This is a genomic window from Spirillospora sp. NPDC127506 (assembly GCF_040302145.1).
Classification (GTDB): domain Bacteria; phylum Actinomycetota; class Actinomycetes; order Streptosporangiales; family Streptosporangiaceae; genus Spirillospora.
On the sequence record NZ_JBEORG010000029.1, the window covers coordinates 16028 to 33447 of the forward strand.

A 17420-nucleotide genomic window follows, 5' to 3' on the forward strand; every position below is an offset into this window, starting at 1 on the left:
CGACTTCTCGACTCGGTTACACACCCGCCCGGATCGTACATGGATGACTACTCTACGTGCAAAGTTGTGGCCAAGGTCGTCGATCTCTTGCGAAGGGTGCTCTCCGTCTCTGATGTGACGCTGTAGGGCGCATGGCTTTCGTCGTGTTGTCCTACAGCTTGACGGCGAAGCGAGGTGTGACCTTGCGGGGTGGGCGAAGCCCCCAGCAGCGTGACGCGCGTCCAAATGTCCGGCTGTACACGCCGGGCGAGGCGGCTGCGATGTTGCAGGTGCGCGAGTCGTGGCTGCGTAAGAAGGCGAGTGCGCGGGCGATCCCGTGCACCTTCATCGGGAAGCATCTGCGGTTCAGCGACCAGGACATCGCCGCGATCATCGCGGCTGGCGCCAAGCAACCGGTCGTCCGACAGCGACGCGACGGGTTCTGAGCTGCAGCTGCACAGCAAAGAGGAGCATGGCATGGCGTATGCCGAAAAGCGGGGAAGCAAATGGCGGATCCGGTATGTGCGTCCAGACGGCAGCACGGGCTCGCAATCAGGGTTCGAGACCAAGAAGGCCGCGCTGAACTGGGGAGAGGAGCAGGAGGCCGGTATCCGGCGACATAGTTGGAACGATCCTCGTGACGGGGCGGCGTTACTGGCCGACTGGGTCGAGTTGTGGTGGTCCGGGCAGGATCTGGAGGCCACCACCGAGGCCAAGTACCGGTATCTGATCGATCATCACATCGTTCCCGTTTTCGGGCACCGGCCGGTCAGCACCTTTACCAGCCCAGAGGAGATCGTCGCCTGGGAGAAGCGGACGCGGACAAACGGGTTCTCCCACCGGACCGCAGCCGATGCCCGGTCGCTACTGGGGACGATCCTGGGAGACGCCAAGGAACGCGGGATGGTCGCCAGCAACGTCGCCGTCAAGCGGCGAGGGCGTGGCCGGAAGCGGGCGCGGCGGGGCATCGCGGTGCGCGGGCCCGAGAAGGTGTGGGCGACCCCGCTGCAGACGCTGCTGCCGGCCGAGCGGTGTGCGCTGCTGTCCGGACGCGACGATGACTTCATTCTGATCGTCCTCACCGCCTACACCGGGATGCGGTGGGGTGAGGTGCACGGTCTGGAACGGCCGGCGTGCCGGCTCGACCGGATCCAGATCGACTGGCAGCTGCGCGAACTGGCGGGGCGGCTGGAGATGGTGCCGCCCAAGGACGACTCGCATCGGCCCGTCGACCTGCCGCCCTTCCTTTCGGCGCTGGTGTCAAGGCAGAGCGTCCGTACGCCGGGTCGCTGCGCATGTCCAGGGCGGACGCCCGAATGCGGCGGGCGCGGGCAGTACCTGTTCCTCAGCCCGGACGGCGCGCATCATCGACGCTCCAACTACGCCCGGCGAATGTTCCAGCCGGCTGCGGACGGCCGATACCCCAAGGACACTCGGCAGACCGGAAAGCGGGTCCTGGTCGACACGACGCTATGGCCGGGGACACCGGTTGCGGCCTGGCCCGACGCCGTCGCCGGGCAGCCGTTTCATCCCCCAAGAGGAAAAGGGATCCGGGTCGTGACAGAAGGGGACTCACCGTCGGTGTGGCTGCCGCTGATCGAAGGGCTCACCCCGCACGGGCTCCGGCACAGCCACAAGACCTGGATGCTGGAGGACGCAGTGCCGGAAGTGCTTCAGGCGGAACGCCTGGGCCACACCGTGCCGGGCATTCGGGGCGTGTACTCCCACGTCTCGGACGCCATGAGAGACGATCTCAAGGCCAAGCTCCAGCAACGCTGGGAGGGTTCGCTGCGCGAGCGGCTCCGTTTCAGTGCGACTTCCCCGGTTCCGGTGCTCAACGATCTCCTGGAGACTGCTCAGAAACGGGCCGGCTCGTCGGGCATACGTCTCGCGAGCGCCTAGAAGATCACCGTACGGGCGGGACGGGATGCTGGTCTTGTCCCGCCCGTACCGCTACGGAGAGTGATGACCCTGGGAGGTGTTCTTGTGACCTCGTTCGGGTGGGAGGGAGATGATCTCCCAGAAACCTCCCAGTTGATCACTCAGGCCCTGCCGCTGATGTGCGGGAGGGCCTGTGGTGTAAGGGTGGGCGATACTGGGTTCGAACCAGTGACCTCTTCGGTGTGAACGAAGCGCTCTCCCACTGAGCTAATCGCCCCGGGTGTTCCGACGTCGGAAACTCTAGCGCATCTTGAGGGGTGGTCGCGCGCCGTCAAGGGGCCGGGAGACGGCGATGCTGGTCAGGGCGCAGGCCGGGAGGGCGCGACTGGTGGTCGTCTTTGCAGATGGTGGTGCCGGGGCTTGACGTGTAGGCGCCCGGGAGCCGCGTGAAGGTCTGCGATGGGTGGCGGTACGGCAAGTGCGAAGCGCTGTTCCTGTGGCTTCGCGGTCTGCGGTGGGTACCCGGTCTGCGGGCGGGGTCGCTGGTCGTTAGGTCCAGAAGACGGGGTCTTCTATTTCCCAGGGGAGGGTCAGGCCGTAGATGCCCAGGTAGGCGGCTACCGCGGCGGCCAGGACGATGGCCGTTACGGCGCCGAAGACGGTGTTGCGGCGGCGCTTGCGGGGGTCTAGGGCCTTCTCCTTGGCGCGGTCGGCGGCGGTCTTGGCGCGGTGGAGGGCGCGCTGGGCCCAGGCGAACTCCGTGGCGAGGATCGCCAGGCCGATGACGATGCCGAGCAGGCCCGGGCCCGGGGTGACCATCATGACGAGGCCGCCGACCAGGACGGTCGCGCCGACGGCGAAGACGCCGGCGCGCCAGGCGGTGTTGAGGAGCGGGTTGCGCCGCACCCGGGCGCGGAAGCGGTGGAGCAGGCCGGGCTCCGAGACCTTTTCTTGATTGATTGCCACGGATTTACCTTAAGCCAGATGTTGGCGCCGGGGGGACGCCCAGGTGGGGGTACTCCGTGCCGGGCACATCACGGCAAGATCGGCTTTTGCGCAGGTCAGGCAGGGGTTTTGCTACGGTGAGATGAATCACACGGGCCGGGGACGCCGGAATGTTCGGCCGGGATCAGGCAGTTAGGCGTCATAGATCGCGGGGATGTCCGTGGGAGGGAGAACCACCCCACCGGAGCACCCCGGGAGCCAGCGGGACCGACGTAAGAGGGAATGGCCATGAACAGCAGTACGACCGTCTCAGCGCAGCTGGGCCTTCGTCTCGTCGTCCCCGACCGCACGACCGTCCCCCTGCTCGCCGGGCTCGAGTACGCGGCCGACGACCCGTACGCGATCCGGATGGCCTTCTACGTGGGCGACGATGAGCCCGTTGAGTGGATCTTCGCTCGGGAGCTCCTCACGGTCGGCATCGTGCGCAGGGTCGGGGACGGGGACGTCGAGGTCTGGCCGGCCGACGACGACGCCTCGCTCAACATCGCGCTGTCGTCCCCGTTCGGGGACGCGCTGTTCGAGGTGCCGCTGTCGCCGCTCGCCGACTTCCTGCACCGGACGTACCAGGCGGTCCCGGCGGGGGAGGAGAGCGAGTTCATCGACATCGACGCGGAGCTGGAGAACCTGCTCTGGCCGTCCTAGCCGGACAGGCGGGCGATGTGGCGCATCTTGTTCATCGCGTCCAGGGCGGCGACCTTGTAGGACTCGGCGAGCGTCGGGTAGTTGAACACCGCGTTGACCAGGTAGTCGACGGTGCCGCCGCAGCCCATGACGGTCTGGCCGATGTGGACGAGTTCGGTGGCCCCGGTGCCGAAGACGTGGACGCCGAGCAGGCGCCGGTCCTCCGGTGAGACGAGGAGCTTCAGCATTCCGTAGGAGTCGCCGATGATCTGGCCGCGGGCCAGCTCGCGGTAGCGGGAGACCCCCACTTCGAACGGCACCTTGGCCTCGGTGAGGGCGTCCTCGGTGCGGCCGACGAAGCTGATCTCGGGGATCGTGTAGATGCCGATGGGCTGCGTCTCGCTGATCTCCGAGACGGGTTCGCCGCAGGCGTGGTGCGCGGCGAGGCGGCCCTGCTCCATCGAGGTGGCGGCGAGGGACGGGAACCCGATCACGTCGCCGACGGCGTAGATGTGCGGGACCTCGGTGCGGTAGTCGTCGTCGACCTTGATGCGGCCGCGGTGGTCGGCGGCGAGGCCGGCGGCGTCCAGGCACAGGTCGTCGGTCATGCCCTGCCGTCCCGCCGAGTACATGACGGTGTCGGCGGGGATGCGCTTGCCGCTCTCCAGGACGGTGATCGCCCCGTTCGGCATCCGCTCGACGGACGCGACCGACTCGCGGAACCGGAACGTGACGGCCAGGTCGCGCAGGTGGTACTTGAGCGCCTCGACGATCTCCAGGTCGCAGAAGTCCAGCATGCGCTCGCGGCGCTCCACGACGGTGACCTTGGTGCCGAGCGCGGCGAACATGGAGGCGTACTCGATGCCGATGACGCCGGCGCCGACGACGACCATGGTCTCCGGGATGCGGTCCATGTTGATGATGCCGTCGGAGTCGATGATCGTCCGGTCGTCGAAGTCGACGGTGTCGGGGCGCGCCGGGCGGGTGCCGGTCGCGATCACGATGCGCTCGGCGGTGACCTTCTGCTCCCGGTCGCCGGCGCCGGTGATGCCGATCGTGTTCGGCTCCAGGAACCGTCCCGTGCCCGGCAGCACGGTGACGTGGTTGCGGGCGAGCTGGCTGCGGACGACGTCGGTCTCCCGGCCGATGACGTGCTGGGTGCGCATCCCGAGGTCGGCGACGGTGATCTCGTCCTTGACCCGGTAGCTCTGCCCGTACAGCTCGCGCTGGTTGAGGCCGGTCAGGTACAGGACGGCCTCCCGCATCGTCTTGGACGGGATCGTCCCGGTGTTGATGCAGACGCCGCCGATCATTTCGCGGCGGTCGACGATGCCGACCTTGCGGCCGAGTTTGGCGGCGGCGATGGCCGCGCGCTGCCCGCCGGGCCCGGATCCGAGCACGAGGAGATCGAAGTCGCTCACTCCCCCAGTCTGGCGGCAGGCCCCGTCCCGTTAAAGCCTTTCGCCGGATGGATCATGATCCGTCCGGTTCAGGCCCGCCGATCAGCCCGCCGGCGAGGGCGTCCAGGCCGGCCTTGATGCGGTCGAGCGGCATGCCGCGGGTCCGGAGCTGGTGGAGGACGAGGTTCGCGGCGAGGGGCGCGAGGAGGGCGTCGGCGAGGTAGGCGGCGTCGAGGCCGGGGCGGATCTGGCCGAGGAGCATGGCCAGGTGCATGTGGTAGAGCGCGTAGGAGCCGTCCCGGAAGCGGGCGCCGGGCGGGTCCGACTCGGCCGTGACCAGCAGTTCGGCCTGTGCCGCCGTCCGGTCGGCGAGGGCGTGCAGGAACGCGCGCAGCCGCTCGGGCGCGGGCGCGCCGGGGCCGAGCGGCGGCGGGCCGTGGATGAAGGCGTCCTGGAAGGCGCGCTCGCGGTCGTCGATCACCGCGTAGACGAGCCGGGCGCGGTCGCCGAAGCGCCGGTAGACGGTGCCGACGCCGACGCCCGCCGCGCGCGCCACCTCGTCCATGGACACCGCCTCGGGGCCGCGGGCCTCGATCACTTCGGCGGCGGCGCGGAGGATGCGGCGGCGGTTGAGGGCGGCGTCCGCGCGCTCGGCCGGGGGGCGGCCCACGACGGGCAGCTCCCGGCGTCCCGCGAGGGGCGGTTCCCGCATGTCGGCCTCCGTCCGGGGGATCGTGCTCCGGCAGGTTACCGGAGAGGGCTCCGCTTCCATGTTGTATCCGGAAGGTTCTCCGGTTAACGTCAAGCGGAGAGGTTTCCGGTTATTGGAGGTACGTCATGGCCTGGGTGTTCCTGATCATCGCTTCGCTGATGGAGCTGGTGTGGGCGACGGCGCTGAAGGACTCGGACGGCCTGAGCAAGCCGTGGCCGACCGCGATCGGCCTCGCGGTCGCGCTGCTCAGCGTCGTCGTGCTGTCGCTGTCGCTGCGCACCCTGCCGGTCGGCACCGCCTACGCGGTCTTCACCGGCCTGGGGGCGCTCGGCGTGGCGGCCGTCGGCATCTTCGCGTTCCACGAGAGCACCTCCCCGGCCCGCCTGGCGTTCCTGGCGCTGATCATCGTCGGCGTGGTCGGCCTGCAGTTCGCGGAGAACTCTTAGGCCCGCCGGAGATCGGGCAGAGTGAAGGCATGGCGAGGGAGATGCTCGGAATCGACATCGGCGGATCGGGGATCAAGGGCGCGCCGGTCGACCTGTCCGACGGCGCGTTCACGCGCGAGCGGTTCCGGATCGACACGCCGCGGCCGGCCAAGCCCAAGCCCGTCGCGAAGGTGATCGCCCGGATCGTGGACCACTTCGGGTGGGACGGCCCGGTGGGCATCACCTATCCCGGCGTGGTGATCGACGGCGTGGCGATGTCGGCGGCGAACGTGTCCAAGCACTGGCTGGGGCTGGACGCGGCGTCCCTGTTCGCGGACGTCACCGGGCGGGAGATCACGGTGCTCAACGACGCCGACGCGGCCGGGGTGGCGGAGATGCGGCTCGGCGCGGGGCGCGGCCGGCGCGGCACCGTCGTGGTGCTCACGCTGGGCACGGGCATCGGCAGCGCGCTGTTCACCGACGGGGTCCTCGTCCCGAACACCGAGTTCGGGCACATCCAGATCGACGGGAAGGACGCCGAGCTGCGCGCGTCCGCGAAGGCGCGCACCGAGGAGGGCCTCGGCTGGTCCCGGTGGGCGAGGCGGCTCAGCGTGTACCTGGCGCACCTGGAGGCGCTGCTCTCCCCCTCGCTGATCATCGTGGGCGGCGGCGTGAGCCGGAAGTCCGACCGCTTCCTGCCGCTGATCGAGGGGGTGCGGGCGGAGATCGTCCCGGCGCGGCTGGTGAACAACGCGGGCATCGTGGGCGCGGCGATGGCGGCGGCCGCCGCGCACCCGGCGGAGACCGCCGAGCCCGCGCCGCCGCGGGCCGTCCGGGCGGCCGGGCGGAACGGCGACCGGCGGCCCGGCAAGGTCGAGGCCGCCCGCTAGGGCCCGCGGCCAAGTACGGCTAGGGCCTGCGCAGCCGCACGGTCGCGATCTCCCAGGGGCGCAGCGCCAGCGCCACCGTCCCGTCGCGGACGTCGAGCGGGATGCCGGGGCGCCCGCGCAGGTCGGTGCGGACGGCCTCGGTGAAGTCCCCGCGCAGGACGGCCGTCGCCGGCTCGGCGCACTGCGCGGCCATGCGGGTCTCGATCCAGCCGCCGCGGGCGCGCAGCGAGGTCATGACCACGCCGTCCCCGGTGATCGCGACGCCCTCCCGGGGCTCGGGGACGGGCGCGGAGGCGTGCCCGTAGCCGGCGGCGGTGAGAAGGGCGTGCCGGAACGCCTCGGCGGCGCGGAGCACCTCGGGCCCGGGCCGTTCGCCGTCGTAGGGCATGACCGCCATCGCGGCCGTCCGCTCGCCGCGGCACTGCGCGCCCGGGGTGGGCAGCTGCGGCCCGGCGGGCTGGTCCCGGTAGGCGTTGCGGTCCCGGGACAGGTGGCCGACCGCGCGCAGCAGCGTGAGCGCCATCTCCCGCCCGCCCCCGGTGATCTCGTACTCGGTGGCGTGCTCCAGCAGGACGGCGAGGCCGCCCGCCGCGACGAACCCCGACGCGGGGTAGGTCGGCACGGGGCGCTCGCCGAAGCCGCCCTCGGCCGCCGGCCCCCGCTCGGTGATCGCGAACTGGCCCTCCGCGAAGGAGGAGTCCGCCCGGCGCGGCAGCGACAGGTGCAGCCGGACGCGGTGGTCGTCGCAGCGGTTGTCGAACGTCGTCCGCAACCGCAGGAACGGCTCGCCGGCCCGCAGCTCGGCGCGGGTCGTGACGGTCACGTCCTCCTCGGCCCGCGACCGCGCGCCGGCGTCCAGGTCTCCGCCGCGCGGCCAGCGGTAGGTCCGGACGATGTCGAACGCGGCGACGAGCGGCCCGTCCGACGCCCGCGCCACGTCCACGGTGACGGGGTCGCCGACGATCCGGTCGCGGGCGGGGGGCGCGTAGTTGTAGGTGTCACCGAGGTCGCCGCCGTCCACGATCCGCCCGGCGCCCTCGACGACGTGGCCGGACGGGGTGCGCAGCCCGAGCGTGCCGTCGGCGTGCACCTCGGCGCGCAGCAGCCCGTTGTCGAGGGCGTTCCCGTCCAGTACCGCCCTCTCCGGCGTCGCGGGGGCCTCCTCGGCCCGCGCGGCCGGCACGGGCCGCACGGCCGTCAGCCCGAGGGGCGGCACGTCGACGAGCGCGGCGACGGTGCGGCGCGGATCGGCCAGGATCCGCAGGCGCCACTCCCCCTCCGCGCCCCGCAGCGCCTCCCGCACCTCGTTGACGTCGAACGGGACGTCGGCGCGGGACGTCACGCGGAAGGTCAGCGTGCGGTCCTCGCGGGACACCGACCAGTCGCGGATCTCCTGCCCGAACAGCACCCGCCCGTACACCCGCTCCAGCAGGATCGGCAGGTCGGAGGCCGGGTGGACGGCGTCGTCCAGCACGGTCGGCGCGACGCTGATCGTCTGCACGGGCACCGGCCGCCCGTCCCCCGCCACCAGCGCCGGCTCCCCGTCGCACGGGACGTCCAGCGTGACCAGGCCCGTGCGGCGGGCCGGGGTCGGGTTGAACACCAGGTGCCCGCCGAGCGGCACGGACGCGGCCCGCTCGGCGGTGACGAGGTCGCAGACGGCGCGCCCGAGCTGCTCCGCCTCGGCCATGTGCGCCGCGACCTGCTCGGCGGTCTCGTCGCAGCCGCAGCCGGTGACCGAGTCGTGGCAGCTCGCCTCGATGAGCCGCCGCCACGCCAGGTCGAGGAACGTCTGCGCGTCGCCCGCGTACCAGAGCGCGGTCAGCGGCTCGGCGTACCGCTCGACGAGCCGCTCGGCGCGCCCCATCAGCTCCTTGAGCCGGACCCGGGCGGAGATCACCCCCGGCAGGATGTTGGCGCGGGCGTGCGAGCGCAGCTCGCCGCGGACGTGCGGCAGCCCGTCCGCGGACGGCGTCTCCGCCGCGAAGAAGCCCGCGAGGGTGTCGAGCCGCATGCCGGGCCCGGCGGACGCGATCCGGTCGGCGAGGTCGGCGGCGGGCGCGGTGTGGTCGGCGCCGTACATGGCCAGCAGCGGGCCGCCGCGCGGGTCCCAGCGGGCCATCGCCTCGGCGAACCCGGCGACGCGGCCGGGCGGCGGCGGCGCGCCGTCCCCGGACTCCTCGAACATCGACGCGGCGTTGCCGTAGCCGCCCTCCGGGAGGTAGCGGGTGCGGATCGCCGTCCCGTCCGGGGCCTCCCACGCGAACGTGCAGGTCCGCACCCGCTGCGGGACGCCGCGCCACACGCACGCGTGCTCGATCCCGGCGAGCTTCAGGATCTGCGGCATCTGCGCGCAATGCCCGAACTGGTCGGGCAGGTATCCGACCATCATCGCGGCGCCGAGCTCCTCCGCGCGCCGCATGCCGAGCTCCAGGTTCCGGATGATGTTCTCCCCCGAGCACAGGAACTCGTCGTGGAGGATCTGCCAGGGGCCGACGGCGAGCCGCCCCTCCCGGACGAGCGCGGCCAGCCGGTCGCGCCGCTCCGGGCGGATCTCCAGGTAGTCGTCGACCGCCGCCATCTGCCCGTCCAGCGTGAAGCGCCAGCGCGGATCGGCCTCCATCCGGTCGATGACGGCGTCGAGCAGCGCCACCAGCCGGAGCCGGAACCGCTGGAACGGCAGGTACCACTCGCGGTCCCAGTGGGTGTGCGGCACGACGACGATCTCGCGGCGGTCCGCCCGCCGGCCGTCCGCCCGCCCGGTGTCCGCCGCCCGCCCCGTGCCCTCGGCGCGCCCCGCGTCCTCTATCCGCACAGTGCGATCACCTCGTTCTCGTGGCTCTCCAGGCGGTGCATGCCCGGACCTTCCGCCGGTATCCGGACGTCGTCGCCGCGGACGGCGGTGCGCCGGCCGCCGGGCCGGACGAGCACGGTCCCGTCGGCGCCGAACACGTTCGCGTGGCCGAGGTCGGTGGTGACCTCCTGGCCCGGGAGCAGCAGGACGCCGGCGTGCGCCGAGGCGGCGGGCAGCTCGGGCTGGTGGCTGACGGTGTTGTGGTCGGTCACCGCGAGGAAGTCGAGCCCTTGGGACGCGGCCAGGCACGCCAGCTCGCGGACGGGGAGCGTCCCGTCGCTGTGGACGGTGTGGGAGTGCAGGTCGCCCGCGAGCCGCCCCCGGCCACCAGATCCCCGTCGCGATGCAGCAGGACCCGCCCGGGACGCGGCACGGCCCGTCCCCGGTCGCCCGGCTCGGGCTCCCGCCCCTCGCCGGCGGCGACGTGCGGCGGTTCCCCCTCCACGTCCAGCGTGACAAGGGAAGAACCGATCACGTAAAGGGTTCGGCGGCCACTTCTCGGATCAAGGGTCCATGAGCTCGGCGGACCGCGCCGCGAACGCCTCCATCGCCTTCGCGGTGACGGGGCCGGGCGCCGCCGGGAGGACCGTGCCGTCCACCGCCCGGATCGGCTGGACATCGCGGGTGGTGGACGTCAGGAACGCCTCGTCGGCGCGGTACAGGTCGTCCAGCGCGAGGTCCTCCTCCTCGCCGCCGAACCACTCCAGCGTCAGCGCCCGCGTCACCCCCGCCAGGCAGCCCGACGACAGCGGCGGCGTCACCAGCCGGCCGCCGAGCACCACGAAGATGTTGCTGCCCGTCCCCTCGCACAGGTTCCCTGCGGTGTTGCCGAAGATCGCCTCGCCGCCGCCGCGCTCCTTGGCGTAGGCGAGCGCCAGCGCGTTCTCCGCGTAGGACGTCGTCTTGAGGCCGGACAGCGCGCCCCGCTCGTTGCGCGGCCACGGCACGACCGTCACGTCCGCCGTCGGGGGGAACGGGTCCTGCGGCCCGGCGATGATCGACACGGTCGGCCCCGCGTCGCCGCGCGCCGACCCCAGCGGCCCCGGACCGCTCGTGTAGGTGATGCGGATCCGCGCCAGCGGCCACTTCGGCGCCGCCGCCAGCACCTCGAGGGTGCCCTGCGCGAGAGCGTCGTGGTCGGGCTCGGGCAGGCCGAGACCGGCCGCCGAACGGGCCAGCCGGCGCAGATGGCGGGTCAGCGCGAACGGCTCCCCGTTCGTCGCCTTCACCGTCTCGAAGATCCCGTCCCCGACCAGCATGCCGTGGTCGAAGACCGACACCACCGCCCGCTCGGGATCGATCAGTTCTCCGTTCAGCCAGATCCTGGCCTGCGCCGTCACCGGAAGCCACCCTCCCCATCACCCGGGCCGGAACCGGCCCGGTCTCGCGCCGATCGCTGAAGCGGCGGGCGTCCCGCGCCCAGCCGCCCGTGGGCCCACAGTACGGCGCTCCGGGGGACGTGTTCGAGTACTTCCGGGCAGCGCGCCCGGGATACGCGGCGTTCAGGCCAGAACGCACCCGAATGTGTCCGCGAGGCCCGCCAGGCCCTTCTCCGTCACCGCCAGCGCCCGCCGCGTCGGGCCCCGCTCGAACCAGCCCAGCTCGATCATGCGGTCGGTCAGCGCCGCGCCCAGCGCCCCGTTCAGATGCGGGCGCCGCTCCGTCCAGTCGAGGCACCGCCACGCGAACCTCCGCCGGGCCCGCCGCAGCGCCGCGACGTCCAGGCCGAGCGCGGCCAGCCGCTCCTCGCCCTTCTCCGTCACCTCGAAGGCGTCCTCGCCGTCCGGCTCGATCAGGCCGCCGTCCACCAGCGCCGCGAACAGCGCCACCCCGGCCGCGCCCGCCAGATGGTCGTAGCAGGTCCGCGCCTCCCGCAGCCGCCGCGCGTCCTTCGACTGCCGCAGGCTCCGCACCCGCACCGGCGGGCTGATCCGCGACAGCGCCTCGATCACCTGCGCGACCTCGCCGCTCCGCAGCCGGTAGTACCGGTGCCGGCCCTGCTTCACGACCGTGACGAACCCCGCGTCCAGCAGCCGCCCCAGATGCGCGCTCGCCGTCTGCGCGCTCACCCCCGCCGTCCGCGCCAGCTCCCCCGCCGCCAGCGGACGCCCGTCCAGCAGCGCCGTCAGCATCGCCGCCCGCGCCCGATCCGCCAGCAGCGCCGCGACCGGCGCGAAGTCGGCACCGGCGACATGTTCCGCGCTCATGCCACGAGCCTAAGCGCCCCACCCTTCGACGCCCGCCGAAGCATCCGCCGCGCCCCGACCGGAAACCGGTTTGGGGAACCGCCCACCGACACGCTAAAGTCTTCCTCGTCGCCGCAAGGCGCACGCGGAAGTGGCTCAGGGGTAGAGCATCACCTTGCCAAGGTGAGGGTCGCGGGTTCAAATCCCGTCTTCCGCTCTGAGGGGCCTTTCAGGCTGTGACCCAGAAGGTCTCATTCTGGTGGAGTGGCCGAGAGGCGAGGCAACGGCCTGCAAAGCCGTGTACACGGGTTCAAATCCCGTCTCCACCTCGACGCCGTACCTCCCCCCGGAGGCCGCGGAAACGGGCGATTAGCTCAGTGGGAGAGCGCTACCTTGACACGGTAGAGGCCACTGGTTCAATCCCAGTATCGCCCACTTCGCAACTGGGAGTGGTGCGCTCGGAGCTTTGAGTTCCTTCGCCGCCACTCCCTCGTCGTATTCGTCATTCGCCGGGGGGCGTGGCGCGGGGGCGGCGGTCTGCTATTTCCGTCTCGTCCAGCAGGGTCAGCATTGGCTCTCCCGGCACGCCCAACATGACCACCACGAATTTCGCCCAGGTGTCGGAACGGTTGTTGGCCGCCTTCCAGTGGATGACGTCGCCGCCCGGCTCCCAGAACGCCTCCCCGGCGCGGATCACGCGTTCCGGCTGCCCGTCGAGCTCGAACAGCATCTCCCCTTCGAGCATGTACCCGAAGACGGGGCCCGAATGGCGGTGCGGAGGCGTGCCGGGGTCGCCGGGCGGGATCTCGACGGTCGCCGTCATGGCCTCGGCGCCCTCAGGGATGAACGGCGGCACCGTGTGCATCAGGGACGTCAGGACCGAGTTGGACCGGATGTCTATCGTCATGCCGCCGACGCTAACCGGCTCCCCGGCCCCCGACCAGACCAGTCGGCACCGGATTCGCTGGACCGGTCAGCGGGTCTTGATGACCGACCCGGCGCGCTTCACCGAGCTGATCACCGGTGCCGTCTCGACGTGCTGGACGGCCGTGAGCGCACCGATGCGGCCGGTCAGGTAGCCGTAGAAGTCGGTGGTGTTGCGGCAGACCGCGATGGCCAGCAGGCTGGTCGGGCCCGTGATCGCGGCGGCGAAGACGATCTCGGGATGCCCCGCGAGGGCGTCGCCGACTGCGACCAGCTCCGACGGCGCGACGCGCTCAGAGACTACGAGGCGCCCTACTTCTCCGGCAGCCCCAGCCTGACGGTGCGCACCGTCGGCGACACGGGCCACGACCTGGCGCTGCACCCGTCCCACGGCGAGTCGTTCGCGGTGATGAACGCCTGGCTGCGGACCCACTGAGCCCGCATCCGCCCGGCGCCGCGGATTGGCATCAGGTGTCGCAGCCTATGCCGTCGCCGTCTCGGTCCAGGTCGTAGATGTCGTTGCCCACCACGCGGACCGGGCCCCGGACGTAGCGGGGGCCGTTGCCGCTGCCGCCCGCGCAGTCGACGTCGCTCGCTATCGGGACGCAGGCGCCGCTGTAGTTCGGGTCGCAGTTGCTCGCGCGCTTGGTGCCGACCGCGATGACGCGCGTCACCGGGGCCCTGGTGGTCTTTTCGCTGATCAATTTCCGGGAGGTCTCCGCGCCATTGGTGTAAGTGACCTCGTAGGTCAGCTTCTTGACGCCCGCGACGCCGCGCCGGCGGATCTCGGTCTTGCCGGCGGCCAGCGCCGGGTCCTTTACCTTCCGGGTTTTGTAAGGGATCTTGCGCGTCGCCGTGACCGTGCGCGTCTCGACCGTCGGCGACCCCGTCGGGGACGCCGACGGGGTCGGACTCGCGCTGGTGGGCGTGCTGGACGCCGCGGATTCGGTGGGCTGAGCCTCCGGGTCGCAGGCGGCCAGCAGGAGAAGGCCGCATGCCGATAATGCCACGAAAGTGCGCCTCATATTTCCCCCTTTGCTGGAGGAAATCGTGCCTTTCACTAGTTAGCGGGTCAATGTAGCGGCCGTATTCGGTCAGGGCGCCTGTGCACCGGTCAGCAGGGAGCGGTGCTGCTCCATCAGGTCGGTGATCGGGCGCGGCGGGCGGCCGGTCAGGCGCTGGACCGTGTCGGTGAGGGGCTCGCCCCAGCCGGCGCGGAGCGCGACGCCGAAGGAGACGATCATGCCGCGGACGTCGTCGGGGACGCCCGCCTCGCGCAGGCCCGCCTCGAAGGACGCGTCGTCCACGCTCTGGTAGGCGACCGGGCGGCCGGAGACCTCGGCCGCGAGGGCGGTGAGGTCGGCGAAGCTGAGCAGTTCGGGGCCGGTGACGTCGTAGGTCCGGCCCTCGTGGCCGGACGACGTCAGCACCGCGGCGGCCACGGCGGCGCAGTCGTCGCGGTGGACGAAGGCGCCGCGGGCGTGGTCGGTGTTGTCGACCAGGACGCCGCGGGCGATCGCGGGCGGGAGGATCTGGGTGACCGGCGTCTCCGCGTACAGGCCGTTGCGCAGGTAGGTGACGTCCAGGCCGGAGGCGTCCAGCAGCTCGTGGGTGCGCAGGTGGTCCGGGACGACCGTGGACGGGCAGGCGGGGTCGACCATGATGTAGGAGGTGTAGACGATGTGCCGCACGCCCGCCCGCTTCGCCGCTTCGATGGCGTTCCGGTGCTGGGTGACGCGGTGGCCGAGCTCGTGCAGGCTGACCATGAAGAGCCGGTCGCCGCCCGCGAACGCGGCGGGCAGCGACTCCGGGCGGTCGTAGTCGCCGTACCGGACGGCCACGCCCCGGTCCGCGAACTCGGCGAGCGCGTCCGGATTCCTGCTGACCAGGATGACGTCATCGGGCGGCACCTTTTCCAGCGCGTATTTCGCGGTCGCGCGGGCGAGCTGTCCCGACGCACTGGCTATGACGATCCTCATCACGTTCCTCGATCAGTCGATTACGGAAGGCGAATTGCCGGGAGGGCGCTGGATCAAACTAAACTACGGAGCCTCGCCTGCGCCAGGAAGCTTGGAGGTCCAGCGACGTGTCACCGCCCGAGGCTTCGCGTCCGCTCATCGACGCCGCCCATCCGTCGTCCGCGCGGGTCTATGATTATCTGCTGGGCGGAAAGGACAACTTCGCCGCCGACCGGATCGCGGCCGCGAAGATCGAGGAGGCTTTTCCGGCGATCCGCGTGGGGGCCCGGGAGAACCGGCGGTTCCTGCTGCGCGGTGTCCGGTATCTCGCCGCCGAGGTCGGAATTCGGCAATTCCTCGACATCGGCACCGGCATTCCCACGTCGCCGAACTTGCACGAGGTCGTGCAGGGCATCACGCCGGCCGCGCGCATCGCCTACGTCGACAACGACCCCGTCGTGCTGGCGCACGCGCGCGCCCTGATGGTGTCCGATCCGCGGGGCAAGGTCGGCTACCTCGACGCCGACGTCCGGCGGCCGGCGGCCATCGTCGGCAGCCGCCTCATCCGGGAGGTGCTGGACTTCGGCGAGCCGATCGCCCTGGTGCTGAGCGCCATCCTGCACTTCATCCCGGACGAGGAGGGGCCGGCGGAGATCGTCCGCACCTTCGTCGACGCCCTGCCGGCGGGCAGTTACGTGCTCGCCACCCATGTGACGCCGGAGCACGAGCCGCGGCTGCGGCCCGCGTCGGCCGGATACCGGGAGGACGGCGTCCGCACGCAGCCCCGCACCGCCGCCGAGTTCGAGCGGCTCGTCTTCACGCGGCAGGGCCTGCGGCTCGTCGAGCCCGGCGTGGTCCTGGTGTCCGAGTGGCGCCGCGACCCCGGCGACCCGCCCGCGCCCAGCCCCGCGGAGGTCTCCGCCTACGGCGGCCTCGCCGTGAAGGGCTGACGCGAGAAGCCCGGGCCGCCGGGCCCGGGCTTCCGCGCGCCGGACGTCAGGTCACCTGCGCATCGAAGGCCCGCAGGGCCTCCGTCACCGGCTGGAAGAAGGTGACGCCGCCGGTCCGGCAGTCGCCCGAGCCTCCGGAGGTGAGGCCGAGGGCGGTCGTGCCGGCGAAGAGCGGGCCGCCGCTGTCGCCCGGCTCGGCGCAGACGTTGGTCTGGATCATGCCGGTGACGGTGCCCTCGGCGAAGTTCACCGTGGCGTTGGTGGCGAGGACGCGCCCGGTGTGGACGCCGGTGGTGCTGCCGCTGCGGGCGACACGCTGCCCGACGACGGCTTCGGCCGCCTGCGTGATGTCGCGCGCCTGCCCGTTGTAGAGGTTGACCGCGCCCGCGCCCGCGGCGCCGCGCTGCACCTGGACGAGCGCGAAGTCGTTGCCCGGGAAGCTGCTCTGCACGGTGGTGCCGAGCGGCCGGGCGCCCTGCGCGTCGGCGGTCCAGTTCCGCACGGCGTTGCCGCAGTGCCCGGCGGTGAGGAAGAAGTCCTGCCGGCCGCGCCGGACGTTGAAGCCCAGCGAGCAGCGGGCGCCCTGCCCGAAGATCGCGTCGCCGCCGAGGGCGAGGGTGTGCAGCCGGCCGGGGAAGCGGACCATCCGGACCGCCGTGCCCATCTGCCGGGCGGTGCGCTGGACGGCGGCCATCCGGGCGCCGGTGACCGAGGAGTCCGTCCACACGGTGACCTTGGACGTGGCGGGGTCGACGGCCCAGCCGGTGCCGGGGATGTCGGCGAAGGAGCTGCGCAGCGTGGCGGTGACCCGGCGCAGCTCGGCCGGGCTCCGCCGCGTCATCTTGGGGACGGCGCCCGCGGCGCGGACCGTGGCGGCGTCGGCTTCGTTGGTGACGGTGACGACGGGCCGTCCCGCCGAGTCGATGTAGGCGCCGGTCGTGCGGTCGCCGAGGCGGTGGGCGAGCCGGGCGGCGGTGGCGGCGGCCTGACCGGTGACGGCCTCCCCCGGCGCGGTCTGCCCGGCGGGCGCCTGCCGCCCGGCCTGGGCGTCGCCGGCGAGGCTCGCCTGCTTGCCGCCGGCCCCCGACTCGGCATGGACCACGTACAGCGCGCCGGCCAGGAGCCCGGCGGACCCGGCGACGGCCGCGGTCGTCGTGACCGCGGTGCGCAGCCGGCTGTTCCTCACGCTCATGAACCCTCCCGGGGGCGTCGATCTTCGCGTGGGGATACGCGCCCCGCCGGGACGGAGTTCAATCCCCGCGGGCGGCTCCGGCGGGGGTTCTCCGCCGCGCCGGGCCCGGGGCGGCGCACGGCGCCCTTGACGGCCTAGATAATCCACGCTTTAAATCATGCTGTGAAATAACGCGTGATCTGAGGGGCCCCCGCACACCACCCCACCCCCGAAGGAGATGCGCATGCATCCCGTCCCACCCCACGCCCCGGCCAGAAGAGCCTGGCCGGCGGGCGTCTTCGCGCTGCTGCTCGCCATCGCGCTCGCCGTCCCCGCCGGACGCGCCGCCGCGGCGGCGTGCGGCTCGGCGGACGCGGCGCTGAACCGGCCCGCGACCGCCTCCTCCACCGAGAACGGCTCCTTCCCCGCCTCCGCCGCCGTCGACGGCGACCCCGCCACCCGCT

At 72.2% G+C, this 17420-nt stretch carries 18 protein-coding genes, 4 tRNA genes and 1 pseudogene; 10 read left to right on the forward strand and 13 right to left on the reverse strand.

Translation table 11 applies throughout. The features are described from left to right. The first annotated feature begins 131 nt into the window (after nt 1–131). Nucleotides 132–425, forward strand: coding sequence for a helix-turn-helix domain-containing protein (locus tag ABTW95_RS24855; protein WP_396454884.1), 294 nt, complete (start codon nt 132–134; stop codon nt 423–425). A 31-nt stretch (nt 426–456) separates the two neighbouring features. Then, nucleotides 457–1881, forward strand: coding sequence for a site-specific integrase (locus ABTW95_RS24860; RefSeq protein ID WP_500227528.1), 1425 nt, complete (start codon nt 457–459; stop codon nt 1879–1881). Between the two features lie 184 nt (nt 1882–2065). On the opposite strand, the gene ABTW95_RS24865 is transcribed toward ABTW95_RS24860, so the two are convergent. After that, a tRNA-Val gene (locus tag ABTW95_RS24865) sits at nt 2066–2137 on the reverse strand. A 272-nt stretch (nt 2138–2409) separates the two neighbouring features. Next, nucleotides 2410–2826, reverse strand: a complete 417-nt coding sequence (locus ABTW95_RS24870; RefSeq protein WP_500227529.1) for a TIGR02611 family protein — start codon at nt 2824–2826, stop codon at nt 2410–2412. 267 nt (nt 2827–3093) lie between these two features. Between ABTW95_RS24870 and ABTW95_RS24875 the strand changes: the two genes are divergently transcribed. After that, complete coding sequence (locus tag ABTW95_RS24875; protein ID WP_396452289.1) at nt 3094–3507, forward strand: SsgA family sporulation/cell division regulator; 414 nt, start codon at nt 3094–3096, stop codon at nt 3505–3507. On the opposite strand, the gene sthA is transcribed toward ABTW95_RS24875, so the two are convergent. Together sthA and ABTW95_RS24885 are read right to left on the reverse strand one after the other, a co-directional pair. Continuing rightward, nucleotides 3504–4907, reverse strand: coding sequence for a Si-specific NAD(P)(+) transhydrogenase (gene sthA / locus ABTW95_RS24880; protein WP_396452287.1), 1404 nt, complete (start codon nt 4905–4907; stop codon nt 3504–3506). The genes ABTW95_RS24875 and sthA overlap by 4 nt on opposite strands. Nucleotides 4908–4959: 52 nt before the next feature. Continuing rightward, a complete protein-coding gene (locus ABTW95_RS24885) occupies nt 4960–5598 on the reverse strand; it encodes a TetR/AcrR family transcriptional regulator (protein WP_396452285.1) in 639 nt (212 codons plus the stop codon). Between the two features lie 125 nt (nt 5599–5723). Between ABTW95_RS24885 and ABTW95_RS24890 the strand changes: the two genes are divergently transcribed. Beyond that, a complete protein-coding gene (locus ABTW95_RS24890) occupies nt 5724–6044 on the forward strand; it encodes a DMT family transporter (RefSeq protein WP_396452283.1) in 321 nt (106 codons plus the stop codon). Nucleotides 6045–6073: 29 nt separating this feature from the next. Then, complete coding sequence (gene ppgK, locus ABTW95_RS24895) at nt 6074–6913, forward strand: polyphosphate--glucose phosphotransferase (RefSeq protein WP_396452281.1); 840 nt, start codon at nt 6074–6076, stop codon at nt 6911–6913. A 19-nt stretch (nt 6914–6932) separates the two neighbouring features. Here the strand turns inward: ppgK and ABTW95_RS24900 are convergent, their stop codons facing one another. The 4 genes from ABTW95_RS24900 to ABTW95_RS24915 all read right to left on the reverse strand — a co-directional run bounded on the left by ABTW95_RS24900 (nt 6933) and on the right by ABTW95_RS24915 (nt 11974). Further along, on the reverse strand, nt 6933–9728 hold the full coding sequence (locus ABTW95_RS24900; protein WP_500227530.1) for a glycoside hydrolase family 38 N-terminal domain-containing protein: 2796 nt from the start codon (nt 9726–9728) through the stop codon (nt 6933–6935). Continuing rightward, the gene (locus ABTW95_RS24905; RefSeq protein ID WP_500227571.1) at nt 9719–10069 is read right to left on the reverse strand and encodes a PHP domain-containing protein; all 351 of its coding nucleotides are present in this window, start codon (nt 10067–10069) and stop codon (nt 9719–9721) included. The genes ABTW95_RS24900 and ABTW95_RS24905 overlap by 10 nt, the downstream gene beginning before the upstream one ends. Before the next feature lie 201 nt (nt 10070–10270). Next, nucleotides 10271–11107, reverse strand: a complete 837-nt coding sequence (locus ABTW95_RS24910) for an aminotransferase class IV (RefSeq protein WP_396452277.1) — start codon at nt 11105–11107, stop codon at nt 10271–10273. 162 nt (nt 11108–11269) lie between these two features. Further along, nucleotides 11270–11974: an ArsR/SmtB family transcription factor gene (locus tag ABTW95_RS24915; protein WP_396452275.1), complete on the reverse strand. Its 705-nt coding sequence runs from the start codon at nt 11972–11974 to the stop codon at nt 11270–11272. A 124-nt stretch (nt 11975–12098) separates the two neighbouring features. On the opposite strand from ABTW95_RS24915, the gene ABTW95_RS24920 reads away from it, so the two are divergent. The 3 genes from ABTW95_RS24920 (at nt 12099) to ABTW95_RS24930 (ending at nt 12388) form a co-directional block, all read left to right on the forward strand. Beyond that, nucleotides 12099–12170: transfer RNA gene (locus ABTW95_RS24920), tRNA-Gly, on the forward strand. A 41-nt stretch (nt 12171–12211) separates the two neighbouring features. Continuing rightward, nucleotides 12212–12282, forward strand: a tRNA-Cys gene (locus ABTW95_RS24925). A 34-nt stretch (nt 12283–12316) separates the two neighbouring features. Further along, nucleotides 12317–12388 (forward strand) — tRNA-Val (locus tag ABTW95_RS24930). Nucleotides 12389–12455: 67 nt separating this feature from the next. Here ABTW95_RS24930 and ABTW95_RS24935 read toward each other — a convergent pair. The 4 genes from ABTW95_RS24935 to ABTW95_RS24950 all read right to left on the reverse strand — a co-directional run bounded on the left by ABTW95_RS24935 (nt 12456) and on the right by ABTW95_RS24950 (nt 14856). Next, the gene (locus ABTW95_RS24935; protein ID WP_396452273.1) at nt 12456–12860 is read right to left on the reverse strand and encodes a cupin domain-containing protein; all 405 of its coding nucleotides are present in this window, start codon (nt 12858–12860) and stop codon (nt 12456–12458) included. A gap of 66 nt (nt 12861–12926) precedes the next feature. Beyond that, nucleotides 12927–13268 (reverse strand): Lrp/AsnC ligand binding domain-containing protein, encoded by a 342-nt coding sequence (locus ABTW95_RS24940; protein ID WP_500227531.1) that lies wholly within the window; start codon nt 13266–13268, stop codon nt 12927–12929. Nucleotides 13269–13344: 76 nt separating this feature from the next. Beyond that, on the reverse strand, nt 13345–13902 hold the full coding sequence (locus ABTW95_RS24945) for a G5 domain-containing protein (RefSeq protein WP_500227532.1): 558 nt from the start codon (nt 13900–13902) through the stop codon (nt 13345–13347). 69 nt (nt 13903–13971) lie between these two features. Next, nucleotides 13972–14856, reverse strand: a complete 885-nt coding sequence (locus tag ABTW95_RS24950; RefSeq protein WP_500227533.1) for an SDR family oxidoreductase — start codon at nt 14854–14856, stop codon at nt 13972–13974. Between the two features lie 107 nt (nt 14857–14963). Between ABTW95_RS24950 and ABTW95_RS24955 the strand changes: the two genes are divergently transcribed. Beyond that, nucleotides 14964–15785, forward strand: a complete 822-nt coding sequence (locus tag ABTW95_RS24955) for an SAM-dependent methyltransferase (RefSeq protein WP_500227534.1) — start codon at nt 14964–14966, stop codon at nt 15783–15785. Nucleotides 15786–15831: 46 nt separating this feature from the next. On the opposite strand, the gene ABTW95_RS24960 is transcribed toward ABTW95_RS24955, so the two are convergent. Further along, entirely contained in the window at nt 15832–16977 is a 1146-nt protein-coding gene (locus ABTW95_RS24960) for a S1 family peptidase (protein ID WP_396449155.1), read from the reverse strand. A gap of 223 nt (nt 16978–17200) precedes the next feature. Here ABTW95_RS24960 and ABTW95_RS24965 point away from each other — a divergent pair. Then, nucleotides 17201–17420 (forward strand): annotated as a pseudogene (locus ABTW95_RS24965) (hypothetical protein); the annotation flags it as partial.